Annotated in this window: 18 protein-coding genes; 8 read left to right on the top strand and 10 right to left on the bottom strand. The window is 71.3% G+C overall.

From position 1 onward, the window contains the following. On the bottom strand, positions 1-389 hold a 389-nt coding region (locus RZ84_RS41680), incomplete at its 3' end, for a GntR family transcriptional regulator (RefSeq protein WP_241778090.1). Positions 390-631: 242 nt separating this feature from the next. Between RZ84_RS41680 and RZ84_RS24125 the strand changes: the two genes are divergently transcribed. The 4 genes from RZ84_RS24125 (at position 632) to RZ84_RS24140 (ending at position 5,471) form a co-directional block, all read left to right on the top strand. Then, positions 632-1,894 (top strand): extracellular solute-binding protein, encoded by a 1,263-nt coding sequence (locus tag RZ84_RS24125; RefSeq protein WP_043266037.1) that lies wholly within the window; start codon positions 632-634, stop codon positions 1,892-1,894. Positions 1,895-2,104: 210 nt separating this feature from the next. After that, complete coding sequence (locus tag RZ84_RS24130; RefSeq protein ID WP_043266038.1) at positions 2,105-3,076, top strand: carbohydrate ABC transporter permease; 972 nt, start codon at positions 2,105-2,107, stop codon at positions 3,074-3,076. Further along, the gene (locus RZ84_RS24135) at positions 3,073-3,903 is read left to right on the top strand and encodes a carbohydrate ABC transporter permease (RefSeq protein ID WP_043266039.1); all 831 of its coding nucleotides are present in this window, start codon (positions 3,073-3,075) and stop codon (positions 3,901-3,903) included. Before RZ84_RS24130 ends, RZ84_RS24135 begins: the two co-directional genes overlap by 4 nt. 2 nt (positions 3,904-3,905) lie before the next feature. Next, a complete protein-coding gene (locus RZ84_RS24140; RefSeq protein WP_052230138.1) occupies positions 3,906-5,471 on the top strand; it encodes a glycoside hydrolase family 3 protein in 1,566 nt (521 codons plus the stop codon). A gap of 409 nt (positions 5,472-5,880) precedes the next feature. On the opposite strand, the gene nagB is transcribed toward RZ84_RS24140, so the two are convergent. Together nagB and RZ84_RS24150 are read right to left on the bottom strand one after the other, a co-directional pair. Next, on the bottom strand, positions 5,881-6,663 hold the full coding sequence (nagB, locus tag RZ84_RS24145; protein ID WP_043266040.1) for a glucosamine-6-phosphate deaminase: 783 nt from the start codon (positions 6,661-6,663) through the stop codon (positions 5,881-5,883). Between the two features lie 213 nt (positions 6,664-6,876). Continuing rightward, a complete protein-coding gene (locus tag RZ84_RS24150) occupies positions 6,877-7,650 on the bottom strand; it encodes an SDR family oxidoreductase (protein WP_043266041.1) in 774 nt (257 codons plus the stop codon). Positions 7,651-7,791: 141 nt separating this feature from the next. On the opposite strand from RZ84_RS24150, the gene RZ84_RS24155 reads away from it, so the two are divergent. Both RZ84_RS24155 and RZ84_RS24160 read left to right on the top strand, forming a co-directional pair. Continuing rightward, positions 7,792-8,409 carry a TetR/AcrR family transcriptional regulator gene (locus RZ84_RS24155; protein ID WP_052230139.1) on the top strand — a complete coding sequence of 206 codons (618 nt, stop codon included), beginning with the start codon at positions 7,792-7,794 and terminating at the stop codon, positions 8,407-8,409. A 473-nt stretch (positions 8,410-8,882) separates the two neighbouring features. Further along, positions 8,883-10,355 carry a sensor histidine kinase gene (locus tag RZ84_RS24160; protein ID WP_043266043.1) on the top strand — a complete coding sequence of 491 codons (1,473 nt, stop codon included), beginning with the start codon at positions 8,883-8,885 and terminating at the stop codon, positions 10,353-10,355. A 191-nt stretch (positions 10,356-10,546) separates the two neighbouring features. On the opposite strand, the gene RZ84_RS24165 is transcribed toward RZ84_RS24160, so the two are convergent. Together RZ84_RS24165 and RZ84_RS24170 are read right to left on the bottom strand one after the other, a co-directional pair. Then, entirely contained in the window at positions 10,547-10,804 is a 258-nt protein-coding gene (locus tag RZ84_RS24165; RefSeq protein WP_003983230.1) for a WhiB family transcriptional regulator, read from the bottom strand. 320 nt (positions 10,805-11,124) lie between these two features. Beyond that, positions 11,125-12,108, bottom strand: coding sequence for a diacylglycerol/lipid kinase family protein (locus RZ84_RS24170; protein WP_043266044.1), 984 nt, complete (start codon positions 12,106-12,108; stop codon positions 11,125-11,127). Positions 12,109-12,204: 96 nt separating this feature from the next. Between RZ84_RS24170 and RZ84_RS24175 the strand changes: the two genes are divergently transcribed. Then, positions 12,205-12,660 carry a hypothetical protein gene (locus tag RZ84_RS24175; protein WP_043270713.1) on the top strand — a complete coding sequence of 152 codons (456 nt, stop codon included), beginning with the start codon at positions 12,205-12,207 and terminating at the stop codon, positions 12,658-12,660. A 78-nt stretch (positions 12,661-12,738) separates the two neighbouring features. On the opposite strand, the gene RZ84_RS24180 is transcribed toward RZ84_RS24175, so the two are convergent. The 4 genes from RZ84_RS24180 to RZ84_RS24195 all read right to left on the bottom strand — a co-directional run bounded on the left by RZ84_RS24180 (position 12,739) and on the right by RZ84_RS24195 (position 15,290). Further along, positions 12,739-13,704: an RNA polymerase sigma factor SigF gene (locus RZ84_RS24180; RefSeq protein ID WP_043266045.1), complete on the bottom strand. Its 966-nt coding sequence runs from the start codon at positions 13,702-13,704 to the stop codon at positions 12,739-12,741. Positions 13,705-13,747: 43 nt separating this feature from the next. Then, positions 13,748-14,161 (bottom strand): ATP-binding protein, encoded by a 414-nt coding sequence (locus RZ84_RS24185; protein ID WP_043266046.1) that lies wholly within the window; start codon positions 14,159-14,161, stop codon positions 13,748-13,750. A 303-nt stretch (positions 14,162-14,464) separates the two neighbouring features. Next, positions 14,465-14,953 (bottom strand): GNAT family N-acetyltransferase, encoded by a 489-nt coding sequence (locus RZ84_RS24190; protein ID WP_043266047.1) that lies wholly within the window; start codon positions 14,951-14,953, stop codon positions 14,465-14,467. 76 nt (positions 14,954-15,029) lie between these two features. Next, positions 15,030-15,290 carry a UBP-type zinc finger domain-containing protein gene (locus RZ84_RS24195; protein ID WP_043266048.1) on the bottom strand — a complete coding sequence of 87 codons (261 nt, stop codon included), beginning with the start codon at positions 15,288-15,290 and terminating at the stop codon, positions 15,030-15,032. Between the two features lie 58 nt (positions 15,291-15,348). On the opposite strand from RZ84_RS24195, the gene RZ84_RS24200 reads away from it, so the two are divergent. Continuing rightward, positions 15,349-16,950, top strand: coding sequence for a Na+/H+ antiporter (locus RZ84_RS24200; protein WP_043266049.1), 1,602 nt, complete (start codon positions 15,349-15,351; stop codon positions 16,948-16,950). 28 nt (positions 16,951-16,978) lie between these two features. Here the strand turns inward: RZ84_RS24200 and RZ84_RS24205 are convergent, their stop codons facing one another. Next, the gene (locus RZ84_RS24205; RefSeq protein ID WP_043266050.1) at positions 16,979-17,884 is read right to left on the bottom strand and encodes a 1-aminocyclopropane-1-carboxylate deaminase/D-cysteine desulfhydrase; all 906 of its coding nucleotides are present in this window, start codon (positions 17,882-17,884) and stop codon (positions 16,979-16,981) included. Positions 17,885-17,906: the final 22 nt, after the last annotated feature.

A 17,906-nucleotide genomic window follows, 5' to 3' on the forward strand; every position in this document is an offset into this window, starting at 1 on the left:
ATGTCGAGCAGCCCGGCCAGCCGGTCATCGGCGGTGACATAGCCGATGTCCAGCAGCTGGGAGGCCGGCTCCAGGCCCTGGGCCCGCATGTCCTCCGTGTAGGACGTCAGTTGCAGCGCCTGGGAGACCTTGGGCTTGGCGACGAAGGTGCCCTTGCCCTGGATTCGCTCCAGGCGGCCCTCGACGACCAGTTCCTGGAGGGCCTGGCGGACCGTGGTGCGGGAGGTGTCGAACTCGGCGGCGAGGGTGCGCTCGGGCGGGACCGGGGTGCCGGGCGGCAGGGTCTCGGTGATCTCCAGCAAGTGCCGCTTGAGGCGGTAGTACTTGGGCACCCGGGCGGTGCGCGTCGCACCGCCGCCGTTCTCGGCGCTGCCCGCGTCGGTCTCCATGACCCGCCTCTCCGACTCCTGTCGTGCTGCCGTCACCGGCTCCTCCGTACGTAGCGGCTCACATCGTGGCACGGGTGGGATGCGGCTGCTCCCGCGCGGGTCCCGGCCCGGCAGATGTCGGTCCGGTAACGGACCTGACAGCGACTCTTATACACCCTTGACACCCCAAAAGGTCTAGGCCAAGCTGCGGGCACTGGTCTAAACCATTAAAGACCACACCCGTCCTTGAGGGGGAGAACGCAATGAAGCGTGGACTCATAGCGGCGACGGCGGTCGCGGGAATGCTCATGAGCGTCGCTGCCTGTGGGTCGGGCGGCGGCAACAGCGCGGACGGCTTCAAGGGCCGGAAGCTGACCGTTTGGGTGATGGACGGCTCCAATCCGGCGCAGTGGACCAAGCAGGTCTCCGAGCAGTTCGAGAAGAAGACCGGCGCCACCGTCGAATTCAAGGTCCAGCAGTGGAACGGCATTCAGCAGAAGCTGAGCACCGCCCTTTCCGAGGACACCCCGCCGGACGTCGTGGAGATCGGCAACACCCAGACCGCCGCCTACGCCAAGGCCGGCGCGCTGGCCGACCTCGGCGATCTGAAGAAGGACATCGGCGCGGACTGGAGCGACGCCTTCAACAAGGCCGCGATGGTCGACGGCAAGCAGTACGCGCTGCCGTGGTACGCCGGCAACCGCGTGGTGATGTACAACAAGAAGATCTGGGCCCGGGCCGGGATCACGTCGCTGCCCACCACACGCGCCGAACTCTTCAAGGCGTTCGACACCATCAAGCGGAAGACCGATGCCGAACCGCTCTATCTCCCGGGCCAGAACTGGTACTTCTTCGACGGCCTGACGATCGGCACCGGCGCCGACCTGGTGAAGCAGGTGGGCGGTAAATGGGTGTCCAACCTCGGCGACCCCAAGGTCGCCAAGGCCATGGACATCTACAAGCAGTACCAGGCGTTCAGCACCGCCCCGAAGAACAAGGACGAGGCCACCCCGCAGCAGGCCGAGATCTTCGCCAAGGGGAAGACCGGCGCCATCATCGCCATGGGGTACGAGGCCGCCACCGCCATCAAGGCCAACCCGAAGATCAAGGACGACATCGGGTACTTCACCATCCCGGGGGAGACCGCCGCCAAGCCCGAGGGGGTTTTCCTCGGCGGTTCCAACTTCGCGGTCGCCGGAATGGGCAAGAACCAGGAACTCGCCAAGGAATTCCTCAAGGTCGCGCTCTCCAAGGACAATGACGCGCAGATGGTCAGGGAGGCCGGCTGGACGCCCAAGTCCCCGGCGCTGGCCGGCGCCGCCAAGGAGAACCCGGCCGCCGCGGCTGCCGCACCCGCCGCCGCGAAGTCCGGCGGCACCACCCCGCTGATCCCCCAGTGGGCCGCGGTGGAGAACGTGCCGAACCCGATCAAGAGCTATATGACCGCCGTCCTCGGCGGCAAGGCCCCGGCGGACGCCGCCAAGGACATCGAGTCCGAGATCAACGCGCGGCTCGCGAAGCAGTAGTAGCCGCCCACCGGCCACGGACGGGCCGGGCGGGCGGGCGGCCGGCACCGCGCCGGTATGCGCGCCACACCGCCGTACCCGGGGAACTACGGCCGCAGCCACGGGAACGACCGCCGTAACCATGGGAACGACCGCCGCGGTTACCGGCACGACCGCCGCCAACCACGGGAACGACCGCCGCATCCACGGCAACGAGGGGACCAGACGCTCATGGCAGTGCAGCTCGACGGCGCGGCGGGCAGGACCGCGCCGCGGACCGGCAAGGGAGGCCCGCCGCCCGCCCGTCGCGGCCGGGCGGCCCGCGGCGCGCCGTACCTCCTGCTGCTCCCGGCCCTGCTGGCGACCGCGGTCTTCCTCGGCTGGCCGATGGTGCGCAACCTGGTGCTCTCCTTCCAGAACCTCAACATGAAGGAGCTGATCCAGCACCTCACCGAGTGGCGCGGCACCGCCAACTACCAGGAAATCCTGGGCAGTTCGCAGTTCTGGCGGGTCACCCTGCGCACCGTCGTCTTCACCGGCGCCAATGTCGTACTGATCATGGTGTTCGGGACGCTGATCGGGCTGCTGCTCGCCCGGCTCGGCAAGAAGATGCGGCTGGTGCTGTCCGTCGCGCTGGTGCTGGCCTGGGCGATGCCGGTGATCGCCGCCACCACCGTCTTCCAGTGGCTCTTCGACTCCCGCTACGGCGTCGTCAACTGGGTCCTGGACCGGCTCGGCCGGCACTCCATGGCCGGCTACGACTGGGTCGGCACCCAGCTGTCCACCTTCTTCGTCATCACCGTCCTGATCGTCTGGCAGTCGCTGCCCTTCGTGGCCCTCAACCTCTACGCCGCCACCACGACCATCCCCAAGGAGCTCTACGAGGCGGCCCGGATGGACGGCGCCGGCACCTGGAAGGTCTTCACCTCCGTCACCTTCCCCTTCCTGCGTCCCTTCTTCCTCGCCACGACATTCCTCGAAGTCATCTGGGTCTTCAAGGCGTTTCCGCAGATCTTCGCCATCAACCAGGGCGGCCCGGACCGGCTCACCGAGACGCTGCCGATCTACGCCTTCACCGAGGGCGTCGGCAATCTCCACTTCGGGATGGGCGCCGCGATCTCGCTGCTGACGATCGCCGTGCTGCTGGTCCTGACCGCCTACTACCTGCGCCTGACGCTCAAGCAAGAGGAGGACGCGCTGTGAGGCGCTCGCTCGCCGGCCGGATCTGGCCCGACGCGACGGCGGTGGTCCTCGCGCTCGGCTTCGTCTTCCCCGTCTACTGGATGGTCAGCACGGCCTTCAAGCCGACCCAGGACATCATCGGCAAGGACCCCGTGTGGTTCCCGCTCCACGGCACCGTCGAGCACTTCGCGACGGCGGTGAACGCCCCGAACTTCTGGCAGCTGGCCGGGAATTCCGCCATCGTGACCGTGCTCGCCGTCGGGCTCTCGCTGCTGATCGCGCTCTGCGGCGCGTTCGCCGTCGCGCGGATGCGCTTCAAGGGCCGCAAGGGAATCCTGCTGACCTTCATGGTCGCCCAGATGGCACCCTGGGAGGTCATGGTGATCTCGATCTACCTGATCGTCCGGGACGCGGACCTGCTCAACAGCCTGCTGCCGCTCACCTTCTTCTACATGCTGATGGTGCTGCCCTTCACCCTCCTCACGCTGCGCGGCTATGTCGCCGCGGTGCCCAAGGAGCTGGAGGAGTCCGCGATGGTCGACGGCTGCTCGCGCCGGCAGGCGTTCGCCAGGGTCGTCCTCCCGCTGCTGGCGCCCGGCCTGATGGCCACCTCCCTCTTCGGCTTCATCACCGCCTGGAACGAGTTCCCTCTCGTGCTCGTACTCAACAAGGAGCCCGGCGCCGGCACCCTGCCGCTGTGGCTCTCGCAGTTCCAGACCCAGTTCGGCAACGACTGGGGCGCCACCATGGCCGCCGCCACGCTCTTCGCCATCCCGATCCTGATCCTCTTCCTGATCCTGCAACGCAAGGCGGTCGGCGGTCTCACCTCCGGCGCAGTGAAGGGATAACCATGGCCACCGTCATCCGCTCCGCCGACACCCTCACCCGGGACGCCCTCGCCGTCCTCCAGCCCGGCTTCACCGGCACCACCGCCCCCGACTGGGTGCTGCGCCGCCTCGACGAGGGCCTGGTGTCCGTCGGCCTCTTCGGACGGAACGTGCACAGCCCGGGGCAACTCACCGCACTCACCGGCCGGTTGCGGAGCAGCCGCGAGGACCTGCTGGTCGCCATCGACGAGGAGGGCGGCGATGTCACCCGCCTCGAAGTGCGCGGCGGCTCCTCCTTCCCCGGCAACCTCGCGCTCGGCGCCGTCGACGACACCGCGCTGACCCGCGACGTCGCCCACGAACTCGGCCGCCGGCTGGCCGACTGCGGCATCAACCTCAACTGGGCCCCCTCCGCCGACGTCAACTCCAACCCCGCCAACCCCGTCATCGGCGTCCGCTCCTTCGGCGCCGACCCGCTGCGCGTCGCCCGGCACACCGCCGCCTACATCGAGGGCCTCCAGTCCGCCGGCGTCGCCGCCTGCACCAAGCACTTCCCCGGCCACGGCGACACCGCCGTCGACTCGCACCACGACCTGCCGCGCATCACCGCCGACCTGGACACCCTTCAGGAACGCGAACTGGTGCCGTTCCGCGCCGCGATCGCCGCCGGCACCCGGGCCGTGATGAGCGCACACATCCTGCTGCCCGCCCTGGACGCCGAGCACCCGGCCACGCTCAGCCCGGCCGCCCTGCACGGCCTGCTGCGCGCCCCCGCCACCGAAGGCGGCCTCGGCTTCGACGGCCTGATCGTCACCGACGGCATGGAGATGCGTGCCATCTCCGCCACCTACGGCATCGAACGCGGCAGCGTCCTGGCCGTCGCGGCCGGCGCCGACGCGATCTGCGTGGGCGGCGGACGGGCCGACGAGGACACCGTGCTGCGGCTGCGCGACGCCCTCGTACGGGCGGTGCGCGACGGCGAACTGCCGGAGGAACGGCTCGCCGACGCCGCGGCACGGGTGCGCGCCCTGGCGCGCTGGACCCGGAGTGCGGGCGCGGGGGAGGGGGCCGCGCCCGCACCCGGTATCGGTCTCACCGCGGCCCGCCGCGCCCTGCGCCTGACGTCCGTCACCCCCTACGAACCCCTGACCACCCCCGCCTATGTCGCGGCCTTCACCCCCCTCGCCAACATCGCGGTCGGGGACGACACCCCTTGGGGCGTCGCCGCCGAACTCTCCCGGCTCCTGCCCGGCACCCGGACCGCCACCTACACCGCGGAGGACGCCGCCCGGACCGGCACCGCCGCCCTCGTCGAGGACCTGCTCGCCGACGCCGCCGACCGCCCCGTCGTGGCCGTGGTCCGCGACGTCCACCGCCACCCCTGGATGGCCGACGCCCTGCACACCCTGCTGACCGCCCGCCCTCGCACCGCGGTCATCGAGATGGGCGTCCCCCAGTCCCCACCCCAGGGCACCCCCCACATCGCCACCCACGGCGCCGCCCGGGTCTGCGGCCGGGCAGCGGCCGAGGCCCTGACGTCCACGCTCCCGCAGTCGACGCCGCCCCCGCATCCGACGGCGCAGCGCTGAGACGGCCGCCTGACCGGCAGCCTGGCCGACCGGTCCGGGCAACGGGCCCGGCAGGCCGGCCAATCTGCCGGCCAACTTGACTGGCGGCCCGGCCAACTTGGCCGGGCGCCCGGCCACGACGCCGACGCGGTGTGCGAGACGCCGACGCGGTGTGCGACATGGCCGGCGTGATCGGCGGCCCGGCCGGGCGCCCCCGGCCGGGCGCGCCGACCGTGCCCCCCGGCGGACCGGTACGGCAGTACGGCACCCCGGCCGCGGACCGGTACGCCGTCCCCGGACACGGCCCGCCGGCGCAGCCCGCCCGGCCCCCGCTCTCCGCCACCCCAGCTCTCAGCCCCGGCTCTCCGCCCCCCCCAGCCGGTACGGCCGCGCCCCTGGGGCCCGACGGCCCTATCGCCCTACAGCCCCTCTACAGCCCCTGCCACTTCGGCTTGGCCGCGTATGTCGCGCGGAAGTACTCGCCGAGCTTCAGCTTGGACGCCGCCGCCTCGTCGACGACCACCGTCGCATGCGGGTGGAGCTGGAGCGCCGAGGCGGGGACCAGCGCGGCCACCGGGCCCTCGACGCACTGGGCGACGGCGTCCGCCTTGCCCTCGCCCGTGGCGAGCAGCACCAGATGCCGCGCCTCCAGGATGGTGCCGATGCCCTGGGTGATGACATGGTGCGGCACCTCGTCGAGGCTGTCGAAGAAGCGGGCGTTGTCCTCCCGGGTCTGCTGGGTCAGGGTCTTGATGCGGGTACGCGAAGCGAGCGACGAACACGGCTCGTTGAAGCCGATGTGCCCGTCGGTGCCGATGCCGAGCAGCTGGAGGTCCACACCGCCGGCCTCGCTCAGCGCCTTGTCGTACGCCTCGCACGCGGCCTGGACGTCCTCGGCCGTGCCGTCGGGGCCCATGAACGCGGCCTCGTCGAGCCCGAGCGGCTCCACCACCTCGCGCAGCACCACCGAACGGTACGACTCCGGATGCCCGGCCGGCAGGCCCACATACTCGTCGAGCTGGCAGATCCGCGTCCGCGAGGCGTCCACCTCGCCGGCCCGGACCTTCGCGGCCAGCGCCTCGTAGATGGGCAACGGGGTCGAGCCGGTGGCCACGCCGAGCAGCGCGTCGGGCTTGCGGCGCATCAGGGTGGCGATGGCCTCCGCGATGAGCTCGCCGCCTGCCGCGGCATTCGGGACGATGACAACTTCCACGCTTGGCCTGCCGTTCTGGAGAGTGGTCTCATGTGGTATAGACCAATCTAGCAGAGGTGGGCACACCTGACCCGCCGGCGCGGCTGAACGAATCGGCACGAACAGCCGTCCGCCTTCCGTCGCCCCGGTGGCCTGTCCGCCGCCCCGACGGCCGTCCGGACATCGGCCCGTCTGCCGCTCGGCGTCAGCCCCTCCTTTCCTCGCTGTCACCCCTCACAGCAGCGCGCCGCCCGTGGCATCGATCCACTGGCCCGTCACCCACCGGCTGTCGTTCGAGGCCAGGAAGGCCACGACGTCGCCGATGTCGGTGGCGTCCGCGACCCGGCCCAGCGGGGATATCGCCCCGGTCGCCGCACGCGCTGCCTCGCTCCCCTCGCCGCGCAGCCAGGCGGCGTTCATGTCCGTGTCGGTCGCCCCGGGGGCCACGGCGTTGACCGTGATCCCGCGCGGGCCGAGATCCTTCGCCAGGGTCCGGGTGAAGACATCGAGCGCGCCCTTGGTCATCGCATAGGCGATCAGCTCGGGTTTGGCCGCGCCGTGCGTCAGCCCCGTCGAGGTGTTGATGATCCGTCCGCCGTCCCGCAGCCGGCTCAGCCCCAACTGCGTGACGAAGAACGGCGCCTTGGTGTTGACCGCGAAGAGCTGGTCGTAGTCCTCCTCCGTCACCGTGGCGATCCTCTTGAGTGTCCCGTCCACCGCCTTGTTGATCCCGGCGTTGTTGACCAGGATGTCCAGCCCCTCGGCCTGTGCGTCGAACGCCGCCCACAGCGCCTCGGCGTCCCCCGGCACCCCCAACTCGGCGCGGACCGTGAACGCCTGGCCGCCGGCCGCCTCGATCGCCGCGGCCGTCTCCTTGGCCGCCGCCTCGTCGCGGCCGTAGTGCACGCCGACCCGTGCGCCGTCCCTCCCCAGCCGCTCCGAAATGGCCCGGCCGATCCCCCTGCTGCCGCCCGTCACCAGTGCCGTCTTGCCGTCGAGCGCACCCATGGCAGTGCCCCTCCCCTTCGTTCGCGCGTCCGCACGGCTGATCCCCGCGCACGCTTGATCGCGTCACGAGCTCTTTCTGTAGCGCTCGCTATATAAAAACCGTAGCACCATTTCCTTACCGGCCGCTATAGAATTCACTCCATGGTGGCCAAGGAGACGAAGCAGCGCGGTCGACCCCGGTCCTTCGACCGGGAGACGGCGCTGGAGCAGGCGATGCGGTCCTTCTGGGAGTGCGGCTACGAGGCCACCTCGATCTCCGACCTCACCCGCGTGATGGGCATCAGCGCCCCCAGCCTCTACGCCGCCTTCGGCGACAAGCGGGCGCTGTTCGACGAGGCGGTGGCCGCGTACGGGCGGCGGTACGGCGGCTTCATCTCCCGCGCCATCGCCGAGGAGCCGACCGCCCGCCGCGGCATCGAGCGGGCACTGCGCGAGGCCGCGGTCGAATACACCGTGCCCGGCCGCCCCCGGGGCTGCCTGGTGATCAGCGCCGCCCTGAACACCACCCCCGCCTCCGCCGAAGTCGCCGCGTCCCTGCGGGAGATGCGGCAGCGCAACGTCCGGGAGATGGAGCGCGCGATCCGGGCGGACATCGCGGCCGGCGAGCTTCCGGCCGGTACGGACGCACATGGCCTGGCGGAGTATGTGAGCGTCATCGTCGCCGGCATGTCGCAGTCCGCCCGCGACGGCGTCGACCGTACGACCCTGGAGGCGGTCGCCGAGCTGGCGATGCACGCCCTGCCGCGGCAGCCGTCCTAGCAGGCATCCGGCGAGGGAGGGCGGAAGAGCGGAAGAGGGGCCGACGGGAGCGGCGGCGGAAATGGAGGCACCGTGCCGGGACCGGATGGGTGACCGGCTGCCGGACGCCGTCCCGCCGGCCCCGAAAACACCCGCGGGCCGCGGCGCCGGGACAGGACCCTCAACCTGTCCGGCACCGCAGCCCGGAGCTGACATCGGCCGGCCCCGTACTAGCGGGCGGGTGGTGCCCCGTGTGCGGTAGGGGCGCCGTCCCGTCCCGGGACCGGTCGATCAGAGGCCGCGGCGCAGTCAGGGCAGAGAGCGCTGCGGGCCTCGGTCCGCCCTCCTGTGCGGGGAGAGCGGAGGTTCATGGGCTGGGGTCTCCCCCAGGGGTGTCGCGCCTCACATTCTGGACTAGACCATTCTTCTCTGTCCATGGTTGTGCAGGCACTAGACATACACCGTACGCCGGTAGGCTCCAAGATGTGCCCTCCATGAACGATCTCGTACGCCAGCACACCGCTCTGAGCGACTCCGACCTCGAGTGGCTGCATCTGCTGGTCTCGGAGTGGCAGCTGCTCTCCGACCTGTCCTTCGCCGACCTCGTCCTGTGGGTCCCCACCCTCGACGGCACCCGTTATGTCTCCGTCGCCCAGATGCGGCCGAACACCGGCCCCACCTCCTATCAGGACGACATGGTCGGCCACCTGGTCCCCCGGGGCCGCCGCCCGATGCTGGACTCCGCCCTGGACGAGGGCCGTATCGTGCGCGAGGGCGACCCGGAGTGGCGCGAGGAGGTGCCGGTGCGCGTCGAGTCCATCCCGGTCCGCCGCGAGGGCCGGGTGCTCGGGGTGATCGCCCGGAACACCAACCTGCTGACCGTACGGACCCCGAGCCGGCTGGAGCTCACCTACCTCCAGAGCGCGTCCGACCTCGCCCAGATGATCGCCGCCGGAACGTTTCCCTTCCCCGGCCAGCAGGTCGACATGGACGCCTCGCCGCGTGCCGGCGACGGGCTGATCCGGCTCGACGCCGACGGTGTGGTCCAGTACGCCAGCCCCAACGCGCTCTCCGCCTACCACCGGCTCGGCCTCGCCGCCGACCTGGTGGGTCACCACCTCGGCCAGGCCACCGCCGAACTGGCCCCGGCCCGCGGCCCGGTGGACGAGGCCCTGGTCAAACTGGCCAGCGGCTGGGCCCCGCGGGAATTCGAGGTCGAGGGCAACGACGGCGTGATCCAATTGCGCGCCATTCCGCTCAAGCCCAAGGGCACCCATATCGGGTCGCTGGTACTGCTGCGCGATGTGACCGAACTGCGACGCCGCGAGCGGGAGCTGATCACCAAGGACGCCACCATCCGGGAAATCCACCACCGGGTGAAGAACAACCTCCAGACCGTTGCCGCACTGCTGCGGCTGCAGTCCCGCCGGATGGATTCCGCACAGGGCCGCGAGGCCCTCGACGAGGCGGTGCGCAGGGTCGGTTCGATCGCGATCGTGCACGAGACGCTGTCCCAGAACCTCGACGAGCGGGTCGAGTTCGACGAAATCGCCGACCGGGTACTGGCCATGGTCGCGGAGATCGCGCCGGGCAAGGTGACCACCCGCCGCACCGGGCGCTTCGGCATCCTGGATGCCGAGGTGGCCACGCCGCTGTCGATGGTGCTGACGGAAGTGCTGCAGAACGCCCTGGAGCACGCTTTCGACCAGCTGGAACACGGCACCGTCGAGGTCGGCGCGGTCCGCGGCGGCAGCCGCACGGAGCCCCGGCTGCTGGTCACCGTCCAGGACAACGGCCGTGGTCTGCCGGAGGGTTTCGACCCGCAACGCACCGGAAACCTGGGTCTGCAGATCGTACGGACCCTGGTGGAGGGCGAGTTGGGCGGCACGTTCGACATGGTCCGCGGGCCCGAGGGCGGCACCCAGGTCATTCTCGACGTCCCGGTGCGGCCCGAGAAGCAGCACTGAGCAACTGAGCAACTGAGCGGCGGCGCGCGGAGTGCGGGGGAGGAGCGCGCGGAGCCCCGGAACAGCGGCAAGCCCCGGACCGATCGGCCCGGGGCTCAAAGCTGTTGCGATGCGATAACGACCGGGCTTCAGCTCCGGGCAGGCATCGAAGGTACTGCGCGCTGCGGCTCGGGGGCCACGGGGCGGCTGGCTCAGGCGCTGGCGTTGCGCGCCCGGTTGCGAGCTGCACGGCGCTTCATCGCGCGGCGCTCGTCCTCGCTCAGACCACCCCAGACGCCGGAGTCCTGGCCGGACTCAAGCGCCCACTGCAGGCACTGCTCCATGACGGGGCAGCGGCGGCAGACGGCCTTGGCTTCCTCGATCTGCAGCAGCGCAGGACCGGTGTTGCCGATGGGGAAGAAGAGCTCGGGGTCTTCCTCGCGGCAAACGGCGCGGTGACGCCAGTCCATGGCTGCTCCATCTCCTCGTGTGACGGGATCGTTGCTTGTGAATGTGAACGCTTTCACGAATCCCTCCACAAGGGAAGGGCCGAAAGCCAGTCGAGAACTGGTGCGGTCCTGTGGAATGAGGAGGAGGATTCGGGCTCTCAAGGGGGCCGGTAAAGCGGCCGTCCCGATCGCCATGAAGAGACTCGCAAACCTCGGCGGCGGATACAACCCCTTCCGGAAACTTTTTTTTGATTCCTTGGTGTCGCCTAGCTCACAGCCGTCATTCCAGGGGGTGGAAGCCAGCCTAAACGTTCGAGTGAAAGGACTTTAGGCCCTACTGCTCACACAATCACACGCAGTGCACGGCGAACGCCTGTGAACGTCACACTCGTGCGCAGTCCGAGGTGGTCACCATCCATCTGGAACGGCAGCGGAACCTGCGAATGCAAGGTGAAGTCCGTGAGGTCGTGGAGTGAGAGGACGTGCTTGCCCTGGGGGCCGCGATCCGGTGTGGAGGTGAGGAGTTGGGAACCGTAGCGGGTCACCGCGGGCACCGAGAACTTGTCCAGCGCGAAGAGGTCCAGGGCGGTGTCGAAGGACGCGTCGGGGGACGGGTAGATGGGGCGGTTGCCCAGGTATGACCAGGGGGCGGTGTTGCAGATTATGGACATCGCGAGGTTTTCGACGACCTCCGTGCTGCCCGGCTTCTCGCCCGGCCGTTCGAGCGTGATGGTGCCCCGGCGGCGGTTGGCCTCGCCGAGGAACTGCCGTACGACCTGTCGCACGTAGAGGGCGTGGGTCGACCGCTTACCGCGTTCGCGCTGCTGTTCGACCCGGCCGACGACGCCGGCGTCGAAGCCGAAGCCCGCGCAGAAGGTGAACCAGCGGGCCGGCACCCCCTCGTCCACGCTGCCCGGAGTGCCCGCGGCCAGGCCCAGGCCTACCGTGCGCTCGCTGCGGTCGCGCAGCGCGTCCAGCAGGGCGCCGGTCGCCTCCACGACGTCGTTGGGCAGTCCGAGGGCGCGCGCGAAGACATTGGTGGAGCCGCCGGGGACCACGGCCAGCCGCGGGTGCGAGTCCGGGTCGGGGCCGGTCGTCAGCAGGCCGTTGACGACTTCGTTGACCGTGCCGTCGCCGCCGAGCGCCACCACCAGCTCGGTCTCCCCGCCCTCGGCGGCCTCCCGGGCCAGGTCGCGGGCGTGGCCGCGGTACCGCGTCTCGGCGACCTCCAGCTTGAGGTCACTGGCCAGTGCGTGGGTGAGTACCTCACGGGTGCGGGCACTCGTGGTGGTTGCTGCGGGATTGACCACGAGAAGTGCGCGCATATGGAGCAGCGTACCTACCTGCCGGTACTCGCCTCACGCCTGTCCGGGGTACCGGGCGGGCCGGGTCGCACGGTGGGCCGGCGCTACCCTGCTGGGGTGACCAGTCAGCAGAAACAGACCGCGAAGCGCGCCGCCGGCGCCCCCGCCGTACCGGAGCCGGCCGGTCCGCGGCCGGCCCGGCTGAGTGCCGCCGCGGCGCTCACCGCCGTCGAGGGGCTGGCGCTGGCCGTCCTCGGCGCGTACATGCTGGTCAACGGGCTGGTCGGGGCGCCGGACAGTCCGCAGCAGGCGGAGATGGGCGGGCTGACCATCCTGGCGCTGGCGGTGCTGCCGCTGGTCGCCGCGCGGGGGCTGTGGCTGCGCCGCCGCTGGAGCCGGGGGCCCTCGCTGATCACCCAGATCGTGGCGCTGCCGGTGGCCTGGACCCTGGTCAAGGGCGGCGGCGCACTGATCGCCGCCGGGGCCGGGCTGGCCGTGGCGGCGCTGGTCGTGCTCGTCCTGCTGGTCAATCCGACGGCGACCGAGGCGCTGGGCATCGGACCGCGGGAGTAGCGGGAGCGAGCGCCGGACGCGGAGAACGACACGGCGGCGGAGCCTCGGGGGCTCCGCCGCCGCGTCGTTCGGTGCCGGCTACTCCTCGACCAGGAGCTTGTCGCGCAGCTGGGCCAGGGTGCGGGCCAGGAGGCGCGAGACGTGCATCTGGGAGATGCCGACCTCCTGGGCGATCTGCGACTGGGTCATGTTGCCGAAGAAGCGCAGCAGCAGGATCTTCTTCTCGCGCGGCGGGAGGTCCTCCAGCAGCGGTTTGAGGGACTCGCGGTACTCCACGCCCTCCAGCGCCTCGTCCTCCGCGCCGAGGGTGTCGGCGACGGCCGGGGACTCGTCGTCGGTGTCCGGGACGTCCAGCGACAGCGTGCTGTACGCGTTGGCCGACTCCAGGCCCTCCAGGACCTCCTCCTCGGAGATCCCCAGATGCTCGGCCAGCTCATGGACCGTGGGCGCCCGGCCGTGCCGCTGGGAGAGCTCCGCGGTGGCGGTGGTCAACGACAGCCGCAGCTCCTGGAGGCGCCGCGGGACGCGGACCGCCCAGCCCTTGTCGCGGAAGTGCCGCTTGATCTCGCCGACGACGGTGGGGGTGGCATACGTGGAGAACTCCACGCCGCGCTCCGGGTCGAACCGGTCCACCGACTTGATCAGGCCGATGGTGGCGACCTGGGTCAGATCGTCGAGCGGCTCGCCGCGGTTGCGGAACCGCCGGGCCAGGTGCTCGACGAGCGGCAGGTGCATCCGTACGAGGGTGTTGCGCAGCTCCGCGCGCTCCGGAGAGCCCTCGGGGAGCTTGCGCAGCTCGTAGAACATCGCCCGGGCGCCGCTGCGCTCCTGACCGTCCTGCGGCTCCGGGGAATGCTGATCCTGCGGCTTGTCGTCGGGGCCCGGTGGCCCGTGCCGATCCGCCTGCCGACCCTGCTGCTCGCTCTGGTCCATGTGGTCCGCCCGCTCTGCCTGCTCCGCCGCGTCCAACCGGCCGCCGTGGTCGTCCGCTCCCACCGGATGCGGCCGGGCATGCTGCCCGGGGATGGTCGCGCCCGCCGCCATCCTCGCGCCGCGTTCGAGATCTTTCACGGGGCCCCCTGTTCGGTCATGACGGTCCGGGACCGGCGCCGCGCTCCTTGTACAGACTGATGGTGACCGTACGGTCCTCGGCGACGGTGGAGTCGACCTTGCCGGCCAGCGCCGAGAGCACCGTCCAGGCGAAGGTGTCGCGCTCGGGAGCGCGGCCGTCGGTCGTCGGGGCCGACACCGTGACCTGGAGCGCGTCGTCGATGAGGCGGAAGACGCAGCTCAGCACGCTGCCGGGGACGGCCTGTTGCAGCAGGATCGCGCAGGCTTCGTCGACCGCGATGCGCAGATCCTCGATTTCGTCGAGGGTGAAGTCCAAGCGGGCTGCGAGCCCGGCCGTGGCCGTACGCAGCACTGACAGGTAGGCACCCGCAGCGGGCAGGCGGACTTCCACGAAGTCCACCGTCCCGGGCTCGCCTGCGATCTGGGACACCCTCACCTCCAAGGTGGCACAAGCTGGTTGAGCTGGAATGCGTGATGAATGCTCTTGGTGTTCGCGTTCTTCGGGGGTGTCCGCGCCGGGCAGCTCTCCCGTCGGGTGACAGGAGAACGATCCGGCGCGGCACATGGTTCGGCTGTGACGCTATCGCGATCCGCGGGCCGGTGTCGCCCGGAAGGAGCAGGGCAGCCGTCCGGACGGAGACGGCTCGGGCTCGTCCGGCGTCGCGTCTGTTACAGAGTGTAAAACCTCGGGCACGGACAGTGGTAGGGGTCGGAGCTGTCAAATCGCGGCCGATTACGCTCCGTTGACCTCTGCCGTGCCGGCCAGGTCGTGCAGCTCCTCTCCAGTGAGCCGGAAGACGGTCCATTCGTCCATGGGCCGGGCGCCGATGGATCGGTAAAAACCGATGGACGGTTCGTTCCAATCGAGGACTGACCACTCGAAACGCTCGTAGCCGCGGTCCGCGCAGATCTTCGCGAGGGCCGCCAGCAGGGCCTTGCCGTGGCCGCCGCCGCGTGCCTCGGGGCGCACGTACAGGTCCTCCAGATAGATACCGTGCGTGCCCGTCCACGTCGAGAAGTTCCGGAACCACAGGGCGAAGCCCACGGGGACGCCGTCGGCCTCGGCCAGCAGCGCGAAGACGGCCGGATGGGGGCCGAACAGGGCCTCCCTGAGCTGCGATTCGGTGGCCCGGGCGGCCTCCGGTACGCGTTCGTAGGCGGCCAGTTCGCCGATCATGGCCAGGATGACCGGTATGTCGTCGGGGGTCGCTTCGCGGATCATGCGGCAAGGCTAAAGGGGCGCCAAGGGGCGCCCGGCAGCGGTGCCCGTCCCACGGGGGCGCCGGCGGGCCGGGGCCTCACACCAGCATCCGGTCCGTGAAGCACCAGCGCCACGAGTCGCCCGGCTCGAACGACCGCATCACCGGGTGGCCGGTCTCCTCGTAGTGCGCGGTCGCGTGCCGGTACGGCGAGGAGTCGCAGCAGCCGACGTGGCCGCAGACCAGGCAGAGCCGCAGCTGGACGGGATGGCTCCCGGCGGCCAGGCACTCCAGGCAGGTGTCGCTCAGCGGTGCCGGCTCGGCGCGCGGGAGCTCGGGAACGTGCGTGCACTCGCTCATGCCGGCCAGGTTAGATCGCCGGGAGGACCGACGGAGGCTACCGGGACGGGACGGGCCGATGGACGTGATGCCGCTGCTGCTTCTGGTCGCGGGGAGCGCGGGGGTCGCCGGGCTGGCGCGGCGCACGCCGGTGCCGGCGCCGCTGCTGCTGGTGGCCGCGGGGCTCGGCGCCGCGTACATCCCGGGGATCCCGGACTACACCCTCGACCCGCACATCGTGCTGCCGCTGCTGCTGCCCCCGCTGCTGCACACCGCCGCGCTCGACAGCTCCTATCTGGACCTGCGGGCCAACCTGCGGCCGGTGGCGCTGCTGTCGTTCGGCTATGTGCTGTTCGCGACGCTGGCCGTCGGCTACGCGGCCTACCTGGTCATCCCGGATCTGCCGCTGACCGCCGCGCTCGTCCTGGGCGCCGTGGTCGCGCCGCCGGACGCCGTCGCGGCCAGCGCGATCGCCCGCAGACTGGGGCTGCCGCACCGGATCACGACGATCCTCCAGGGCGAGTCGCTGGTCAACGACGCCACCGCGATCACCGCGTACAAGGTGGCGCTGGCCGCCGCGCTCGGGGCCGGCGCCACCTGGGGCGACGGCATCAGGGAGTTCGCCGTCGCGTCCGTGGGCGGCGTCGGCATCGGTGTCGTCCTGATGGTGCCGCTGCACTGGCTCCGTTGCCGGCTGCGGGAGTCGGCCCTCCTGGAGAACACCCTCTCGCTGCTCATCCCGTTCACCGCCTACGCGGCTGCCGAGCAGGTCGGGGCCTCCGGGGTGCTCGCCGTCGTCGTGGTGGGGCTCTACCTGGGGCACCGCTCCTGGCAGGTCGACTTCGAGACCCGGCTCCAGGAGGACGCCGTCTGGAAGATGGTCTCCTTCGTGCTGGAGTCCGCGGTCTTCGCGCTGATCGGGCTCCAGCTGCCGGTCGTGCTGCGCGGCCTGGGGGAGTTCGGTACGGCCCAGGCCCTCGGGTACGCGGCCGTGGTGTTCGCCGTGGTGGTGCTGGCGCGGTTCGTGTGGGTGTTCCCCGCGACGTATCTGCCGCGCTTCCTGTCGGCCCGGATCCGCGACCGGGAGCCGGAGACGACCTGGACCGCGCCGGTCATCGTGGGCTGGGCCGGGATGCGCGGGGTGGTCTCGCTGGCCATCGCCTTCTCCATCCCGTCCGCGGTGCACGGGGGCGGCCCCTTCCCGGCCCGCGACCTGGTGCTCTTCCTGACCTTCACGACGGTCATCGGCACGCTGGTCGTTCAGGGGCTGACGCTGCCCCCGCTGATCCGCGCCCTGAAGCTGCCCGGCCGGGACGCGCAGGCCGAGACACTCGCCGAGGCGCAGGCGCAGAGCGAGGCGTCGCGGGCCGCCGAGGCCCGGCTGGACGAACTCCTTCGGGACGAGCGCAACGCGCTTCCCGGGCCCCTCGCCGACCGGCTGCGCACGGTCATGGAGCGCCGCCGCGACTCCGTGTGGGAGCGGCTGGGCGCGGTGAACCCGGTGACCGGCGAGTCGGCCGACGAGACCTACCGGCGGCTGGCGCGGGAGATGATCGACGTCGAGCGGCGGGTGTTCGTCGAGCTGCGGGACGCCCGGCGGATCGACGACGAGATGATGCGGACGCTGCTGCGGCGGCTGGACCTGGAAGAGGCGGCGGCCTACCGGGAGTCGGCGACCTGACGGGTGGCCGGGGGCGCGGGCCGGTCGTTCACGGTGTACCCGTGATGACCGCGGCGACCGCGGTGCCGGGGGCGAAGGTGCCCGCCCCGGCCATCGCCGTCAGCGCGAACAGCAGCTTGGCGACGTAGACCCGCTCCACGGGCAGGCCGTGGCGCTCCTCGAAGGCGTCGGCGAAGGCGTCCAGCTCGGGGGTGCGGCGGGCGTAGCCGCCGAAGTGGAAGTCCGCCGCCAGTCGCCAGTCGCCGCGCGGGCCGCCGAAGGCCGCGCGCTGGAGCCCGGCGACCGTCTCGTGGAGGAAGTGCGGACGGCCGCCCTTGAGGACCGGGACGCCGACGGCGCGCTGGCCGGGGGCGAGTCCGGCGGCGAGGCCGGCGAGGGTGCCGCCGGTGCCGCAGGCCACCGCGACCGTGTCCGCCGCTCCGCGCAGCTCCCGACCCAGTTCCGTACAGCCCTGTGCGGCAAGGGAGTTGCTGCCGCCTTCCGGTATGACGCGGAAGGCGCCGAAGCGGTCGCGCAGCGCGGCGAGGAAGTCCGGGTCGGACTTGCGGCGGTAGCCGGCGCGGTCGACGAAGTGCAGCCGCATGCCGTCGGCGGCGCAGCGGGCCAGCGAGGGGTTGAGCGGGGCGCCGGCCAGCTCGTCGCCGCGGACCACGCCGATGGTGGCGAAGCCGAGGAGCCGGCCCGCGGCGGCGGTGGCCCGCAGATGGTTGGAGTACGCGCCGCCGAAGGTGAGCAGCGCGCGGTCGCCCGCCTCGGCCGCGGCCCGCAGATTGGGCGCCAGCTTGCGCCACTTGTTGCCCGGGAGCGCGGGATGTATGAGGTCGTCCCGTTTGAGGAGCAGGCGTATGCCCCGGCGGGAGAACGGCTCGTCGTCGATCTCCTGGAGGGGGGAGGGGAGGTGGGGGCGGAGGGCCTGGGGGTCGGGGCTGGTCACAGGGAGGGGAGGGTCGGGGAGG

This window comes from Streptomyces sp. CT34 (assembly GCF_000805335.1).
GTDB lineage: Bacteria > Actinomycetota > Actinomycetes > Streptomycetales > Streptomycetaceae > Streptomyces.

Excerpts from the sequence above, each read along its gene's own strand:
- RZ84_RS24180 (WP_043266045.1), bottom strand. The coding sequence starts at position 13,704 with ATGGCGGCGGGCGCGACCATCCCCGGGCAGCATGCCCGGCCGCATCCG.
- RZ84_RS24190 (WP_043266047.1), bottom strand. The coding sequence starts at position 14,953 with ATGATCCGCGAAGCGACCCCCGACGACATACCGGTCATCCTGGCCATG.
- RZ84_RS24170 (WP_043266044.1), bottom strand. The coding sequence starts at position 12,108 with ATGCGCGCACTTCTCGTGGTCAATCCCGCAGCAACCACCACGAGTGCC.
- RZ84_RS24155 (WP_052230139.1), top strand. The coding sequence starts at position 7,792 with ATGGTGGCCAAGGAGACGAAGCAGCGCGGTCGACCCCGGTCCTTCGAC.
- RZ84_RS24150 (WP_043266041.1), bottom strand. The coding sequence starts at position 7,650 with ATGGGTGCGCTCGACGGCAAGACGGCACTGGTGACGGGCGGCAGCAGG.
- RZ84_RS24200 (WP_043266049.1), top strand. The coding sequence starts at position 15,349 with ATGGACGTGATGCCGCTGCTGCTTCTGGTCGCGGGGAGCGCGGGGGTC.
- RZ84_RS24165 (WP_003983230.1), bottom strand. The coding sequence starts at position 10,804 with ATGGACTGGCGTCACCGCGCCGTTTGCCGCGAGGAAGACCCCGAGCTC.
- RZ84_RS24160 (WP_043266043.1), top strand. The coding sequence starts at position 8,883 with ATGAACGATCTCGTACGCCAGCACACCGCTCTGAGCGACTCCGACCTC.
- RZ84_RS24130 (WP_043266038.1), top strand. The coding sequence starts at position 2,105 with ATGGCAGTGCAGCTCGACGGCGCGGCGGGCAGGACCGCGCCGCGGACC.
- RZ84_RS24140 (WP_052230138.1), top strand. The coding sequence starts at position 3,906 with ATGGCCACCGTCATCCGCTCCGCCGACACCCTCACCCGGGACGCCCTC.
- RZ84_RS24125 (WP_043266037.1), top strand. The coding sequence starts at position 632 with ATGAAGCGTGGACTCATAGCGGCGACGGCGGTCGCGGGAATGCTCATG.
- RZ84_RS24195 (WP_043266048.1), bottom strand. The coding sequence starts at position 15,290 with ATGAGCGAGTGCACGCACGTTCCCGAGCTCCCGCGCGCCGAGCCGGCA.